This window comes from Natronogracilivirga saccharolytica, from assembly GCF_017921895.1.
Taxonomy (GTDB): domain Bacteria; phylum Bacteroidota; class Rhodothermia; order Balneolales; family Natronogracilivirgulaceae; genus Natronogracilivirga; species Natronogracilivirga saccharolytica.
Genome location: NZ_JAFIDN010000001.1, coordinates 462,590 through 478,479, shown reverse-complemented (window position 1 = coordinate 478,479; position 15,890 = coordinate 462,590). Strand labels below are relative to the sequence as shown.

Here is a 15,890-nt window from a genome sequence, read left to right as displayed (position 1 = left end):
AAATTTCGCAATCAATTAAACCAATAATTAAAAAAGTTGCCCCGGGACGTCCAATTGTGATAAATTGCCTCAATATCAACAATATTAAAATACCCAATGCGACCTTGATGCCATGCTATTACATAAAAACTGCCTCCGACACACTCTGATTCCATTTCTGTTTGTTTTTGCCATTCTCGTTACCGCCTGCGGGGCAACTGAGCCTGCATCCGATGCTCTGCAGCCTGAAGAAGGAACTGAAGAAAGGCCGGAAGCTTATGCCGGTGAAGAAGTTGCCGAATTTTCGGTAACATCTCCCGGAGAGCTGAACACAATCACGTTCTGGCTCGATGCTGACGGCACACCGGTTTACAGTGTGGAGCGGGACGGGCAGGCGGTGCTGAAACCTTCAAAAATGGGTTTTGAACTGGCCGATGTGCCGGATATGCGCGACGGTTTCGTAGTATCATCGGTGGAAAGCGGATCGATGGATGAAACCTGGGAGCAGGTCTGGGGGGAAAAGCAGTTCATCAGAAATAACTATAATGAGCTCAAGGTTCACCTTGCCGAAGAAGATGACAAGCAGCGCGAGCTTACTCTGGTTTTCCGGGCTTTTGACGATGGCATCGGTTTCCGCTATGAATTCCCTGAGCAACCCGAACTCGATACACTGGTCATCATGGATGAGCTCACCGAATTTGCGCTTACAGGTGACCACCGCTCATGGTATATCCATGGCTACCAGTGGAACAGGTTTGAGTATCTGTTCGAAGACACCCCGATCTCACAGGCCGATACCGTGCATACGCCCCTGACCATGCAGACCGACGACGGTCTCTATCTGAGTTTTCATGAAGCAGCTCTGGTGGACTACTCCACAATGACTTTGGAGCGCGTGGACGGTTACACGCTGCAGTCCAATATCATGCCCTGGTCGGACGGGGTCCGCGTACGCGGTTCAGCACCCATGGTCACCCCATGGAGAACACTGCAAATTGCCGATGATCCCGGCGATCTGATCACATCCTACCTGATCCTCAACCTCAACGAGCCGAACAAGATTGAGGATACCTCCTGGATTGAGCCCGGAAAATACATCGGTATCTGGTGGGGAATGCATCTGGATAAATACACATGGGGACCGGGTCCGAATCTCGGGGCAACTACCGAACGTGCCAAAAGATATATCGACTTTGCGGCCGAACATGATTTCGACCATGTCCTGGTGGAAGGATGGAATCCGGGCTGGGATGAAAACTGGTACGAGGAAGGCGTGGTGTTCGATTTCACCGAATCCATTCCCGAGTTTGATCTCGAAGGCGTGGCACAGTATGCCCTTGAGAGCGGCACCCGGCTGATGGGGCACCATGAAAATTCTGCTACGGTTCTGCACTATGAAAGCCAGATGGAAGAAGCCTATGCGCTCTATGAAGACCTTGGAGTGCGTGCGGTCAAGACCGGCTATGTGGGTCATGGCCAGGAAATTATGCGCTATGATGAAGATGGAAACGAGCAGTATGAGTGGCATCACGGACAGTTTATGGTCGATCATCATCAGCGTGTGGTGGAGCTGGCCGCATCCCACAAGATCTCCCTGAATGTCCACGAAGGCGTCAAGGACACCGGCCTTCGCAGGACCTGGCCGAATCTGATGACGCGGGAAGTGGCTGTCGGGCAGGAGTACAATGCCTGGGGTGAGTGGGGCGGAAATCCGCCGGAGTATGTCGTCCAGCTGCCGTTCGTCCGCATGCTGTCCGGGCCGTTTGACTATACACCTGGCATCTTTGACCTCCATTTTGACGAGTACCGTCCCGACAACCGGGTCAAGCACACACTCGCAAAAGAACTGGCGCTCTATGTCACCATTTACAGCCCGCTGCAGATGGCGGCTGACCTTCCTGAAAACTACGAAGCCAACCCGGAGCCGTTTCAGTTTATCAAGGATGTTCCGGTTGACTGGTACGATACCCGCGTGCTGCATGCCGACATCGGGAACTTCGTGACCATTGTCCGCAAGGACCGCAACAGCGATGAGTGGTTTTTGGGAAGCATCACCGACGAGGAAGGCCGGACACTGGATGCAGATCTGGATTTTCTTGATTCCGGCCGGCAATACGTTGCCGAAATTTATCGTGACGGGCCGGAAGCCGACTGGGATACCAATCCCTACGACATCGTTGTCGAAGACCGTCTGGTTGACAGCGAAACAATGATGTCACTTGAACTGGCGCCCGGCGGCGGTCAGGCAGTGCGTTTCCGTCCGGCTGATGATGAAGACATTGAGCGGCTGAGTCAGTGAGTAATACCCCCGTCAACATGCGGCTTTTTGCGCAATTTCTGGTTTTATTTTTCATAACAGCTTTTCTGCCGGAGCGACTTGCAGCCGGTCAAAATACTGACGGTGATAACGACAATGCGGTGGTCATCAACGAGGTGCTGGCCTCAAATGCGACTACCAATGCTGATGAAGACGGAGATTACGAAGACTGGATTGAACTGTACAATCGCGGTGATCAGCCGGTTGATCTTGCTAATTTCGGGCTGTCTGATGACTATGACGAACCCTTTCAATGGCTTTTTCCGGAAGGAACCGTAATAGAGCCCGGTGAATATCTGCTTGTATGGGCGTCAGGAAAGAACCGCCGCAACCCCGGCGAACCGCTGCACACCAACTTCCGCATTGCCCAGGCCGGTGAAGAGGTGCTTCTGACCCACCCATTTACCGGAGAAAGGCTTGACGAAATAACGCCGCGTCTCATTCCCACCGATATTTCGTTCGGCCGTTATCCCGACGGCGGTGATGAATGGTACTTTTTCTACGATCCTACTCCGGGTGCTGCCAATGATGAGCCGGGTCTGACCGAGCTTATAGAAACACCGGAAATTTCCGTTCCATCCGGATTTTTTGAAGATGAAATTGAAGTTTCGATCCATGCCGATGACCCCGAGGCCACCATTCTGTACACGCTTGACGGCTCCGAGCCGGATCCTGCAAATCTGAACGGCCAGGGCGAATCCTTTTCTGTAGCTTACTTTTTCCCCGGTGAAGACAGCGAAAAACAGATTGTCGGGAAAACCAATCGCACCTATATCTATGACGGGCCGCTTACCCTGTCAGACCGCACCGACTCTGGTAATATTGCCGCTGATATCATCACTACTTACGATAAATCCCGCGGGCGCCACTTGTGGCATCGCCCGCCTGAAGACTTGCTGAAAGCACGGGTGGTTCGTGCTGCGGTCTACAAGAACGGGCAAACTGGTCCGACCGCCACTGCCACCTACATCCCTGAAGGCCCGGGGAAACCACAGTTTAAACTGCCGGTACTCTCCATTACTACAGGGCTGGACAATCTGTTCGGCCATGAAAACGGGATTTACGTTCCCGGCCAGATCTATTTTGATGAGGGGGACAGGAGAATGACTTTGTTTCTGCCGGTAATTATCAGCAGCGGGGCCATGACTGGGAGCGTCCGGTTCACATAGATTTTATTGACCCCGGACAGGGATCCTTTTTTTCGCAGAATGCCGGTATGCGGATTCATGGCGGCGGTTCACGCAACAATGACATCAAGTCGTTCCGGCTCTATGCGCGCGGGCAATACGACTTCGAAAACCGTTTCAACTATCAGTTCTTTGCCGGTGCTGAAGACAAGGCGGAAAACAAACCGCTGGACACGTTCAACCGGCTGCTCATGCGAACGAACGGAAACCTCAGAGACTATCTGAATGATATTGCCGCACATCGTCTGATGGAGCCGGCATACGCCGGGTCACAGCGAAGCAAAGCCATGCATCACATGATCAATGGTGAGTACTGGGGCCTGGTCTATCTCCGGGATCGTTTTGATCGGTTTCACATTCGCTATAACTATGGCGTACATGAAGACAATGTGGTTATGATACAGGGTCCGTACGGTGAAAATCATCCTGGCCGTGTAGAGGAAGGTTACCCTGAGGACTTTGTTTTGTATCTGGACATGTATCGTCATGCCGTGGATAATGATCTTTCCGATCCGGATCACTACGCCGGGATGACGGAAAAACTTGATATCATGAGCTACATTGATTTCAATGTTGTGTTCATCTACCTCGGGAATGTAGATTGGTACGGATCAAGGCATTTCCGGCTCTGGCGTGCGCGGGATACCGGTGAGGGGCCTTACGAGGACGGAAGGTGGCGGTATCTGGTCTGGGATTTTGACGAGGCCGGATTAAAACGCAACCTCGAATATGACCTGCTTTACAATGCCATTTCTCCCGAGGGCGGCGGAGAACCGCCATATGATTTCGGAGGTGCGGACCGGACGGCCCTGCTGCGAAACCTGCTTGAAAACCAGGAGTTTTATCACCTGTTCCTGAACCGGTTTGCGGATCTGATGAATACAACCTTCAACAAGGATCATGTGCGTTCGGTGGTTCAGCAGGAGTATGACCGGATTGCCTACATGATACCCTTTCATGAAGATCGTTGGGCTTATCCCCTCACTACACGCAACAGTGCTGACGATTTTATCGAATACGGCAACCGGCGCCCGGAGATTCAGCGGCAGCATATCATAGACAATTTTGACCTTCAGGATGATTACGTATTAAAACTGGATGCTTCTGGTGATCGTCACGGTTCCATTACTGTGAATACGATCACTGTGGAGCCGGGTGTAGAGGGTGCCGGTGATGAACTTTATCCGTGGCACGGGCATTACTTCACCGGAATTCCTGTCACGCTCGAGGCCGAGCCGGAACCGGGATTTGAATTTTCTCACTGGGAAGGAGTGGATGGTTCCGAAGCTGAGAAAAGGCGAATAACCATCGATCCGGAAGAGGATACCGCACTCAAGGCGGTATTTATTCCCGATGGCGAAGAGCGGTTTCCCGATCCCTGTCAGCTCGCAAACACAGACTGCCGGTTCGGATACTGGAGTCCGGACACTTCCGTCGCCGTTTATCCTGACAACATGGCTTTTGTTTACATGGAGGAAGAAAACGGCGGCCCGCAAACACCGGTCGCCGGCTTTACAGAAGGAGGCTACAATCAGCAGTTGGGTACGCGCATAAATGGTCTTGGTGAGAACGGCCTTGCCATGGTGAATGCACCATCGGGTGACGATGAAGAAATGTATCCTGAAAACCGCCTCGGTGGCGTGTTGTTTGCCCTGGATACCCGCACCGATGACAATTACGAGTTGAGTTGGACGGGAGGAACCGTGCAGCCGGGAACCGGAATTTACAGCTGGCGCCTTCAGTATCGCATCGGTGATGAGGGAGAATTCCGGGACGTTACGGATGAGAATGGTAATCCCGTGCAATACGAGGCAGAAAGTGAAGCCGGACATGAACTGGAACAGACAGTCAGGCTTCCTGATGACATGCACGACCGGCCGTATGTCCAGCTGCTTTGGCGATACGGTCTCAGTGACGATGAGGTGCAGCCGGATACTCTGGAGGCTGATAAACTCCGGCTTGATAATATTCACTTCAGGTCTGTAACCAACGGCGACAGAGATGATAAACCGGAGCGTGTCAAACTGCATCAGAACTACCCCAATCCGTTCAACGACATAACCACAATCCAATTTGATATTCCTGAGCAGCAGCAGGTCCGGATCGATGTTTATGATGTAACCGGCCGGCATGTCCAGACCTTGCTGGACAGGGTTATGGATCCGGGCAATCATACGGTATACTTTCGGGCCAGGGAACTGGCCAGCGGTGTTTTACTCTATCGTCTGCGCACGGAGAGTTACCAGCAGACACGTACCATGATGCTGGTACAGTAGTTAATCCCGCCCCGGTGCACTAAAAGGGGACAAATTTTTGCATGTTATTTCTGGTGCACTGTGTATATTGTTCTGGCAGCATTACAATATTTCAGATCTAACCGAACAGGAACTATGTACTATTTCGTTACGCGCACGTTATCCATAATTTGTATGGCAGCTTTACTTTTTTCTTGCAGCCGGCCGAAAGAGGCCGGACCCGATGATGTGGTAACCGAAATTTCCGGTGCTTCGGCGCACTGGGTTTCTTCCGACCGGCTGATCTGGGACAGTGGTGAGTTCGGATACCGCCATGAAATCCGTTACAGTGCCGATGCTGATATTGTAGTCGATGAAGAAGGGGTGTCCGGCGGCGAAGTGATCGAAGTCGGGAGTGAAGTGAGTGCCGGAAGTGAGATCAGGGATCGCTATCCGCACCTGTCAGACCGTCCGGTCCGCAGAGTCGGGGCAGACAAACCCATCGTCAAAGAAGCCCTGAAAGGCCAGCTCGTGGCGGTTGCCTATGATCCCAATGACAAGCCGGTAGCGGCCACCCGGGTGCAGTTTCCGGGTGTCATCGACGAACACTATTTTTATGACGGCGAACTCGGCCCGATATACGATGGTGATAATATCACACTAAAACTATGGGCACCGACGGCGCAGTCGGTCAGGTTGAATATCTATGATGCCGGAGAAGACCGCCTGGAGCAGTTAGAGCCTGTAAATGATCAGCATCCGGAAGACGGTGTCTGGCATTTCCGCGGTGACCGGGAGGAGTGGGACAGGAAATACTACCGGTTCGACATTTCGGTGTACCACCATGACAATCAGAAGGTAAATCATTACGAAGTAACGGATCCCTATTCCGTGAGCCTGACGACCGACAGCCGCTTCAGTCAGTTTGTCAATCTCGACGACGAAGATCTGAAACCCAACTGCTGGGGACGATTGAAAAAATCACTTCCCCATCCGTCCGACATAACCCTTTATGAAGCGCACGTCCGCGATTTCAGCATGGAGGACCAAACCGTTCCGGAGGAGTATCGCGGAAAATACATGGCATTTACCCATAATGGTGTGGGTGACCGCCCGCTTTCCGACGGCATGGCTCACCTCAGGCGGCTTTCGGATGCCGGACTGACACATCTTCACTTGCTGCCTGTCAACGACATAGCTTCGGTAATCGAGGATACCACACGTCGAATCGACCTGCATCATCCTTACGACCGGATTTGTGAGTTCTTCGATCATCCGGAGCTGAATCAGCTGTGTGATGAGCATGGATCGCGGTCAATCCGGGAAGTTTTCGGGGAAATGGCGGAGGAAGATCCGGCCACCGAGCTCATCCAGAAGCCGTACAGTGTGCCCGGCCGGATGGAGGGAATGGCAGCCCGTGACGGTTTCAACTGGGGGTACGATCCGTTCCACTTCAATGTCCCCCAGGGAAGTTATGCCACGGATCCGGACGGAACGGCGCGCATTCTTGAACTGCGGCACATGGTGCAGTCACTGGCACAAATCGGGCTGAATGTCGTGGTCGATGTTGTGTATAACCATACATTTGCATCCGGTCCGGAGTCGCGTTTTTCCGTGCTGGACAAGGTTGTGCCGGGATATTACCACCGCTACGACGTTGATACAGGGGAGATGGAAACATCCACCTGCTGCGAAAATACTGCCGCCGAACATGGCATGATGGAGAAACTGATCATCGATTCCGTGGTGCTTTGGGCAAGGAATTACAAAATTGACTCCTTTCGCTTTGATCTGATGGGACACCATCCGAAATCGGTAATGGAGCGGCTGAAAGAGGAGCTGGCCGGGCTTACACTGGAAGATGACGGTGTGGACGGCGAGAACATTTACATTTATGGTGAGGGATGGAATTTTGGCGAGGTTGCCGATGACCGCATATTTGTACAGGCCACGCAGTTTAACATGGGCGGCACCGGAATCGGTAATTTCAATGACCGGAGCCGGGATGCCATCCGAGGCGGCAACTTTACCGACCACGGCCGGTCCCAGGGGTTCACGAGCGGAATGTACCTGTTCCCGAATGAGGATGCATACAGCGAGCAGGAAGATAACCTCGCCAGTTTGCTTGAAGCAGGTGACCGCATCCGTGTTGGAATGGCAGGAAATCTGTCGACCTACCCCTATCTGAACCGAGATGGCGATCGTGTAGATGGTGGTAACGAAATGATTGGCTTTGCGCTCAATCCTCAGGAATCCGTGAACTATATCGATAAACACGACAATGAAACATTGTGGGACAACACCCAGGTTAAACTGCCGCTGGATATGGGTATGTCTGACCGCGTCCGTGTCCACATGCTCAGCAATGCATTTATCAATTATGGCCAGGGAGTCCCGTTCTATCAGATGGGTACCGATATTCTCCGGTCGAAATCGCTGGACCGCAACAGTTTCGATTCCGGTGACTGGTATAATGCCGTTGATTTCAGTCTCGATTCCCACAAATGGGGCAAAGGACTGCCTCCGGCCTGGGACAATGAACCGAGATGGGATCAGATGCGGGATTTTCTGCGCAATCCGGTGTTTGATGTTCAGAAAGAGTTGATGGATCTGGCACATCAGCTTTTCCGGGAACAGCTCAGGATACGCTATTCCTCACCGCTGTTCCGTCTGAGGGAAGCCGAACAGGTTCACAAGCGTGTCGCATTTCTCAATACCGGACCTGAGCAGGAGCCCGGCATTATCGCGATGGCCATATCGGACGGTCAGTGTGCCGGTGAGCCGCTCGATCCCGAACTCGATGGCATTCTGGTGATATTCAATGCTGACAATGAGTATCGCACCATATCACTTGAACGCGAGGGTGTATCATGGGAAGGGTTGCAGCTTCACCCGATCCAGGCTGATGGTGTTGATCCGGTTGTAAAGGAGTCCGAACGCGATGGAAACAACTTCCGGATCCCTCCCCATACTTCTGCAGTTTTTGTGAAACCCCAGGCTGATGGGCAGGGTACATTTATCTGTAATGAGTGATTATTTTAAACCAAAATCATTGATTTTATTTTGAAATGTACCTCTGTTTAGATAATTTCTTTAGTAATTAATATTTATGGATCCGGATGTAAGTTGCCGGTTCCGTCCGTAGTGTCTTGTATTTTTTTTTTGACCTGAGACAGTTCTACCTGCGGTCAGTTTCTGTGTTGTCAACAGGTGAAGGCGGAGAGCAATTATTTTCATTTCTGCCTTAATACTCTGACTTGCCTGGTGCTGCTGTCTGAACCAAAACCATTGAATCCATGAGTACCGGTGCTTTTATTCTGGTCATATCTTCACTTTTGATTATTTCAGGTGGTCTGGCCCTGTTCCTGTGGGCATTCTTCAACGGACAGTTCGACAATATCCAAAAAGGAAGCATGCTTCCTTTTGATGAGGAAGAGCCGGCAGGTAAGCGTACCGACCAGATATTCATGGAAAAAGAGGAAGGAGAAGCTCAACAGCGTGAATCAAGAAAAACAAAGTAATCAAAACAAAGAGCTCAGTGTAACAGAACTGGATCAGAAAGCACGTTTTGTCGTACTGTTCCTGATTCTTTCAGGCGTATTCTGGCTGCTTTTCGGAACATTGCTGGCTTTGGTCGCATCCATAAAAATGCACCTGCCCGAGTGGCTGGGTTCAGCAGAATGGCTCACTTTCGGCAGGGTCCGTCCCCTTCACCTGAACACCATGGTTTATGGATGGGCCTCCCTCACAGGGGCCGGTGTTGCACTGTGGATGCTCAGCCGCCTGCTCAAAGTGCCGATACTGCTCAGAGGCTATATCATTGTGGCAGGGGCAGTCTGGAACATCGCACTGCTTGTCGGCAGTATTCAGATCCTTGCAGGTTTCTCAAGGGGAATCGAATGGCTCGAGTTTCCGGTATCAACCATGGTCGCCATCGTACTTTGTGTGATCATCATGTCGGCATCGGTCTTGCTCATGATACTCACAAGAAGAGTAAAACAGCTCTATGTGTCGGTTTGGTACATACTGGCTGCGTTTCTCTGGTTTCCTCTGCTCGGACTGGTATCGTCCCTTCCCATTTTTGATACACCCACGGTTCAGGCTGGAATGAACTGGTGGTATGCACACAATGCCCTTGGCCTGTGGTTCACGCCTGTCGGACTGGCCGCCGCCTACTACTTTATTCCAAAAGTACTCGGCCGGCCCATATACAGTTACGGACTGTCACTGCTTGGCTTCTGGGGACTCGCCCTGTTCTACAACTGGAACGGATTCCATCACCTGATCGGCGGCCCCGTTCCCACCTGGTTTGTTACCATTTCCATCGCCGCCAGTGTTATGATGGTCATTCCGGTAGTTGTGGTTGCCGTAAATCACCACATGACCGTAGTCGGATCCTTCAGTGCCATAAAGTACTCACCGACCCTCAGGTTTGTTGTTTTTGCAGCCATGAGCTACACCTTTGTGAGCCTGCAAGGCAGCATGCAGGCGCTTCGCTCGGTCAACGAAGTGATCCACTTTACCCACTTTGTTGTGGCTCATGCCCACATCGGCATGTATGCCTTTGTCACCATGATGCTTTTCGGCGCATGCTATTACATCCTGCCCCGGATTACGCTAAGGGAGTGGCATTCCAAAAAACTTATCAAATGGCACTTCTGGCTCACCGCCATCGGTATCATCATCTATGCCGGCGCGCTGCAGGGGATAGGCCTGTTTCAGGGATTTGCCATGAATGACCCCGATGTTCCCTTCACAGATACGGTAACCATGACCATTCCCTATCTCATAGCCCGCTCGGTATCCGGCATTCTTATGGGGGCCGGACACCTCATCTTCGCATGGCTGCTTGTCCGCATGGTCTTTCAACCCGGTGAGCAACCGGCAACGCCGCTGATCTGGGAAAAAATCAGAAAGGAGTTTGCTTTATGATCCGGTATTCCATTTTACTTTTCGGCATTATTGCCACGTTTATGATTGCCATGTTCGGACTGACCATCCTTCCCAAAATCTTTATTGATGAAGGAGTCAAGGAACCCATCTATTTTACTCCGTTTGAAGTAACCGAGGGGCACCGGATATTCGTCAGGGAAGGATGCATCTACTGCCATTCGAAACAGACACGTCCGGAAGGTTTCGGGGCGGACGTGGAACGGGGCTGGGGACGCGGAAGCGAAGCCACCGACTACCGCAATCTGCTCCCGCACAATCTGGGGACCATGCGCACCGGTCCCGACCTTGCCAACATCGGTGCCCGCCAATCCGGACGGGAATGGCATTACATCAATCTGTATCAGCCCAGGGCGATCAACGAAGAAAGCATCATGCCTCCGTTCCCTTGGCTTTTTGATGTCGTCAGCGAAGACGCCCGGCCCGGGCGGGACGGACTGAATCTGCCCGAGCGGTTCCGTATACCAGGCAAGAAAATTCTGCCGACAGATGAAGCACGTTATCTCGTGGCCTATCTCATATCTCTGGATCAGGAAACAGGAGTTCAATAATGGCTGATGAACGATTTTTTGGTGATCGGGAGGATTATCGCAGCATGGAAGAACTCCATCAGGCTGCCCTTGAAAAAGAAGAACAGATTCCGGAAGAGGGCAATGAGCGCGGGCCCTGGTGGATGTATGTCATCATTGTACTGACACTCGCTTTCGGTTTTTTCTATATGGGAAGATATCTGGGAGAGGTTTCCGATCGTCCGCATGTGCTTTTTACAGAAGCCGAACCTGCCGTGGCAGAAGAAGAGGAATTCGACCCGATGCAGGTGGGCAGCCGGGTCTATACGCGGTTGTGCCAGTCATGCCACCAGCAGGACGGCGCCGGGGTGGAGGGGGCATTTCCTCCGCTTGGCGGTTCCGACTGGGTGGTTGGTGATCCGCAGCGTCCCGTCAATATTGTACTGCGCGGTTTCGAAGGTGAAATCGTTCGCGAAGGTGTGACCTATAACGCACCCATGCCCGGCTTTTCACGGCAGCTCTCCGACGAAGAGGTCGCCGCCGTTGTGACTTACATCCGGAATTCGTTTGATAACGAAGCCCCGGAAGTTTCTGAAGATGAAGTTGCTGAAATAAGGGAAGCCACGGAAGACCGCACATCCGCCTGGACCGAAGAGGAGCTCGAACAGTTCATTGAACAGCAATAAGGAACATAGTACCTCAGCTTGCACACATTGCGGTTTGCCCGTCCGCAGCGGACCGGCCTCCGGGTCACCCCGAAAACAGCGTCAGGAATCTCACGTTTTCTGTTGTTTCGGGTGCCGGATGGTTTGGGAAATGGAACGTCACGGCAGCAGCCCTGACGGGGATCCGTCCGGTAACCGCCTGTCGCCGTTGAATCTCCTCTATCTGAGATTTGCTCTGGCCCTGATCGCATCCATCTTTCTGATATTCATCAGCCTTACCCTCCACTTCGAATCCGACCAGGCTCCTGTCTTTCTGCGATATGTCAGCCTGATACTGGCAACCGGCGTGATTGTACTGCTTGCCGGACCCTTTATCGACAATCTCAGGCGTGAGATTTCTGACCGGAGACTGAGTCTGGCTTCCCTGATTTTCACCGGTTCGGGAGCTGCCTACCTGCTTTCAGCCTGGAATACATTATCGGCAGGCATCCCGGATAGTCTGGCGCTTCCTGTTGGGGATGTCGCCCCGTATTCCGGACCCACTTATTTCGAGACTTCGGCGATGATTCTCACTTTTTATATCGGGAGTCTTCTGATAGACACGCGGATCAAACGGGGTATGGCGGCTTATTCGAGGTTTTGGCAGCCTCAGTCATCGCCCGAGGTGCTGAAGGAGCAGCCGCAAAACGACGGCTCCGTGGCAGCAATCCGAACAACGGCTGACAGTCTGGCCGTTGGTGACCGGTTCCTGACCGAAGCCGGACAACCGGTGCTTACAGATAGTCTGGTTGCCGGCGGAAGCGGATTTGTTGACGAGTCGCATCTTACCGGAGAGCCTGACCCTGTTTCAAAAAAAGAGGGTGATACCGTATCGGCAGGAAGTATCAGCATTGACGGCGGTCTTACGCTAAGCGTCACTCATCCCTACAGGGAGTCTTCACTTCATGAATATATCCGGCAGGCACGTGCAATGCGCTCCCGGCCCGGCTATTATGAGCGGGCAGCCTCCCGGGGCGCGTCAATTTTGCTTGTATGCGTCATTATGGCCGCTTTTTTTGGCCTTGGCTATCACTCATCCGCATACGGCATGGCCGACGGGCTGCAGGTATTTCTGGCAGTTTTGCTGATAGGTTGTCCTTGCGCCTTTTCCATATCAACACCGGCAGCCCTGTGGGTAGCCAATCAGCGGCTTCATCGCTCCGGTGTGGTTGCAATGGGGGGAAGCCGGGCCCTGGAGAAACTGTCCGACACCAGAGTCGTTTTGTTTGACAAGACCGGCACGCTGACCGAGGGTGTGGCATTCCGCTCTATCGATCAGGCAGAAGATGACCCCGAATGGCCGCTTGAGCGGCTGATGCGTGTCGCCGGCGGACTTGAAATGGATCAGTCCCATCCATTTGCACGTGCTTTTCGCAGATATCTGGATCAGAACGATCTGGACCCGGTGCATCCGGACGAGACACGGTTGCTGCCCGGAAAGGGTATGGAAGGATGGGTGCTGGACCGCAAACACCACATCCTGCTGGTGAATGACCGGCATGAAGCTGCAGGCAGACGGCTTGTTTCTGGTGAGCTCGGCTTGTTTCTGGATGACCGGCTTATGCTCAGGCTGCAAATTTATCAGCCTCCGAGAGATCAGCTTGAAAATGTCATTACGTCGCTTCGCAACGATCTCAATATGAAAGTAGCGGTTCTTACGGGAGATCCGAGTACCGCATCATCGGCGATGCCGGAGGATGGCAATGTGCACTGGCATGAGGGCTTCTCTCCGGGATATGATGATGTGGACTATCACAAAGGCTGTACTCCCGAACAAAAAGCGGAATGGGTCGACCGGTACCGGAAAACTTACGGAAAAGTGATGTTTGTCGGCGACGGAACAAATGATCTGATGGCAATCAACAAAGCCGATCTGGGTGCGGGTGTGTACAACGGCACACTCAGTATAAAAAATCATGCCGACTTCGTGTTTTTTCACCCCAACCTGGGTGTAATTCCCGAAATCCTGCGTTTTTCCGGAAAAATTCACAGCACCATACGGGGCAACTTCTTCTGGGCTGTCGCATACAATGTCGTTGGGGTAGGTGTGGCACTGATGGGATGGCTCCATCCGTTTTTTGCCATTCTGGCCATGATGCTGAGTTCGCTTTTTGTGACAATGCACTCCGGATCACTTCAGCGGCGCCAGCAGTCACTGGCAGAGCTGGAAAACCAGGTCAATAATATCACAAATGAGGCTCTGCTGAAGCCCGGAGTCAGCGAAACATAACACATCGAAAGGTAATCGAATAAATGGATATTCTCTGGACAGCATTTGTATTTGGATTGCTTGGTTCTGCGCATTGCATCGGAATGTGCGGACCCATTGCCGTGGCCCTGCCGGGAAGCCGTGACTTCATGCGATCCTATGTAACCGGACGCATATTCTATAACCTGGGCAGAACGGTAACATACATACTTCTCGGAGGGCTGCTTGGAATGATGGGTTTGGGAATCTGGCTGGCCGGATATCAGGAACTACTGTCCGTGCTGACCGGCACAGGCATTGTGCTGGCCACACTTCTGACCTGGAAAAGGAGCTGGATACCGGGAGGGTCGGTTTTTTCAGGACTCTCCGTCCGGTTTGAGCAAATGATGCGGCCGCTCATGCAGCATAACTCACAAACGGGCATGTTTGCGATCGGAATTATCAACGGTTTCCTGCCCTGCGGACTGGTGTATATTGCACTAGCAGCAGCACTGGCGTCCGGCAGCCTGCTTGGCGGTATGGCTTATATGGGACTGTTCGGCATAGGAACCATCCCCGTAATGTTTCTGATGGCGCTTTCACCGGGACTGCTGAGCGGGAACTGGCATCTGCGCCTGCAGAAGGCCATACCCTGGCTGGCCCTGCTGGTGGGTATACTGCTGATATTGAGGGGGCTTTCACTCGGAATACCATTTATAAGCCCCGATCTGGCCGGAAACGGATCCTGTCATTAACGGTGCTTCCGAACGGCTGCGGGACCTGCCGGGAATAAAATTACCAGGTTATTCCCAGGAAAAATCCGGAATAGTTCATCTCATTGGGTGGAATATCGTCACCCACAACGGCGCTGAAAAGCTCACTGAACTCGTAAGGTCCGGCCGACCAGTTCAGCTTGCTGAAGCGCATGCCCGCGCTCAGGCCGATATTGGCCTCCAGAAAGCGATGAACACGTGCCATAAGCAGGAATTCACTGGACACAGCCGCGCCAACCTCATTTCCGTTGTCATTATCGAACGGGTCGTCATCATCGTTAATAAAGCGAATCATCACACCGGGGTTGCGGGTATAAACAGCATCAAAACTGAAATCCGAACCCAGAATGGGTATTCTGTCCAGCACCGTCAGATCATAACTGGCCCCCAGTCCGGCTCCCAAGTTGGCATTAAGAAAATTTTTGGTCGATCTGGCAGCGTTGTCATCATTTCCGGCGTATTGACCGTCAAACATCAGGCGGTTGTATCCGGAGTGGAACCTGATGGGAACATAGACATGCAGCGGAAGTCTCAGAAAACGGTCCCAGATGGTCGCATCGCCGCCCAACTGAAGACTTGCGTGAAAAATTTGCGTTTCATACGCCCGGTTTCCCGTCGCATGATCCGTATAGATATCCCCGGATTCGCCGTATCCGATAAGAAGATTGTTCTTCGGTGTTCCGATCATGGCCATGTAGGCAAGTTCATTGTACCATGTCTGATTTTCATAGTGAAAATAGAATGGCATTGTTCCGCCGACCAGTGACTGTCCGCGGTAATCCGATGCAGATACTGCTGTTTCATTTGTCTCCTGATTGTTATCCTGAGCTTTCAGTGCAGCCGGCAGTACCAGGACCAGTAACCCGGCCAGTACAAAATTTGTAATGGTTTTCATAAACCCCTCTTGTCTTTGACGATATATGATTGCTGGTGATCAGACAGAATTAATTGCAATACGTGCTTAACTCTGCTTGCATCAAACCTATAGTTTTAATGTTTTATCCGCAAAAGTATTAAAAAAGTCTATAAAACAATGCTTCCCGGCTCTG

General features: G+C 52.2%; 11 protein-coding genes. 10 read left to right on the top strand and 1 reads right to left on the bottom strand.

Features of this window, described 5'->3' with window-relative positions; translation table 11 throughout:
• Positions 1-112 precede the first annotated feature (112 nt).
• The 10 genes from NATSA_RS01950 (at position 113) to NATSA_RS01905 (ending at position 14,823) form a co-directional block, all read left to right on the top strand.
• Positions 113-2,278, top strand: coding sequence for a glycoside hydrolase family 97 protein (locus NATSA_RS01950; protein ID WP_210509921.1), 2,166 nt, complete (start codon positions 113-115; stop codon positions 2,276-2,278).
• Complete coding sequence (locus NATSA_RS01945; RefSeq protein ID WP_210509919.1) at positions 2,275-3,465, top strand: lamin tail domain-containing protein; 1,191 nt, start codon at positions 2,275-2,277, stop codon at positions 3,463-3,465. Before NATSA_RS01950 ends, NATSA_RS01945 begins: the two co-directional genes overlap by 4 nt.
• 47 nt (positions 3,466-3,512) lie before the next feature.
• The gene (locus NATSA_RS01940) at positions 3,513-5,759 is read left to right on the top strand and encodes a CotH kinase family protein (RefSeq protein WP_210509916.1); all 2,247 of its coding nucleotides are present in this window, start codon (positions 3,513-3,515) and stop codon (positions 5,757-5,759) included.
• A gap of 153 nt (positions 5,760-5,912) precedes the next feature.
• A complete protein-coding gene (gene pulA / locus NATSA_RS01935; RefSeq protein WP_210509914.1) occupies positions 5,913-8,750 on the top strand; it encodes a pullulanase-type alpha-1,6-glucosidase in 2,838 nt (945 codons plus the stop codon).
• A gap of 263 nt (positions 8,751-9,013) precedes the next feature.
• The gene (locus tag NATSA_RS01930) at positions 9,014-9,238 is read left to right on the top strand and encodes a cbb3-type cytochrome oxidase assembly protein (protein WP_210509910.1); all 225 of its coding nucleotides are present in this window, start codon (positions 9,014-9,016) and stop codon (positions 9,236-9,238) included.
• The gene (locus NATSA_RS01925; protein WP_210509907.1) at positions 9,216-10,649 is read left to right on the top strand and encodes a cbb3-type cytochrome c oxidase subunit I; all 1,434 of its coding nucleotides are present in this window, start codon (positions 9,216-9,218) and stop codon (positions 10,647-10,649) included. The genes NATSA_RS01930 and NATSA_RS01925 overlap by 23 nt, the downstream gene beginning before the upstream one ends.
• Complete coding sequence (locus NATSA_RS01920; protein WP_210509904.1) at positions 10,646-11,218, top strand: cbb3-type cytochrome c oxidase subunit II; 573 nt, start codon at positions 10,646-10,648, stop codon at positions 11,216-11,218. The genes NATSA_RS01925 and NATSA_RS01920 overlap by 4 nt, the downstream gene beginning before the upstream one ends.
• Positions 11,218-11,862 carry a c-type cytochrome gene (locus NATSA_RS01915; RefSeq protein ID WP_210509902.1) on the top strand — a complete coding sequence of 215 codons (645 nt, stop codon included), beginning with the start codon at positions 11,218-11,220 and terminating at the stop codon, positions 11,860-11,862. The genes NATSA_RS01920 and NATSA_RS01915 overlap by 1 nt, the downstream gene beginning before the upstream one ends.
• 130 nt (positions 11,863-11,992) lie before the next feature.
• A complete protein-coding gene (locus tag NATSA_RS01910) occupies positions 11,993-14,110 on the top strand; it encodes a heavy metal translocating P-type ATPase (protein WP_210509899.1) in 2,118 nt (705 codons plus the stop codon).
• 23 nt (positions 14,111-14,133) lie between these two features.
• The gene (locus tag NATSA_RS01905; protein ID WP_210509897.1) at positions 14,134-14,823 is read left to right on the top strand and encodes a sulfite exporter TauE/SafE family protein; all 690 of its coding nucleotides are present in this window, start codon (positions 14,134-14,136) and stop codon (positions 14,821-14,823) included.
• Positions 14,824-14,863: 40 nt separating this feature from the next.
• Here NATSA_RS01905 and NATSA_RS01900 read toward each other — a convergent pair whose 3' ends face one another.
• A complete protein-coding gene (locus tag NATSA_RS01900) occupies positions 14,864-15,736 on the bottom strand; it encodes a hypothetical protein (protein ID WP_210509896.1) in 873 nt (290 codons plus the stop codon).
• Between the last annotated feature and the right edge of the window lie 154 nt (positions 15,737-15,890).

Bases quoted from the DNA above. Each gene is read 5' to 3' on its own strand.
- NATSA_RS01900 (WP_210509896.1), bottom strand. From the start codon at position 15,736: ATGAAAACCATTACAAATTTTGTACTGGCCGGGTTACTGGTCCTGGTA.
- NATSA_RS01940 (WP_210509916.1), top strand. From the start codon at position 3,513: ATGCGGATTCATGGCGGCGGTTCACGCAACAATGACATCAAGTCGTTC.
- NATSA_RS01920 (WP_210509904.1), top strand. From the start codon at position 10,646: ATGATCCGGTATTCCATTTTACTTTTCGGCATTATTGCCACGTTTATG.
- NATSA_RS01950 (WP_210509921.1), top strand. From the start codon at position 113: ATGCTATTACATAAAAACTGCCTCCGACACACTCTGATTCCATTTCTG.
- NATSA_RS01915 (WP_210509902.1), top strand. From the start codon at position 11,218: ATGGCTGATGAACGATTTTTTGGTGATCGGGAGGATTATCGCAGCATG.
- NATSA_RS01905 (WP_210509897.1), top strand. From the start codon at position 14,134: ATGGATATTCTCTGGACAGCATTTGTATTTGGATTGCTTGGTTCTGCG.
- pulA (WP_210509914.1), top strand. From the start codon at position 5,913: ATGGCAGCTTTACTTTTTTCTTGCAGCCGGCCGAAAGAGGCCGGACCC.
- NATSA_RS01930 (WP_210509910.1), top strand. From the start codon at position 9,014: ATGAGTACCGGTGCTTTTATTCTGGTCATATCTTCACTTTTGATTATT.
- NATSA_RS01910 (WP_210509899.1), top strand. From the start codon at position 11,993: ATGGAACGTCACGGCAGCAGCCCTGACGGGGATCCGTCCGGTAACCGC.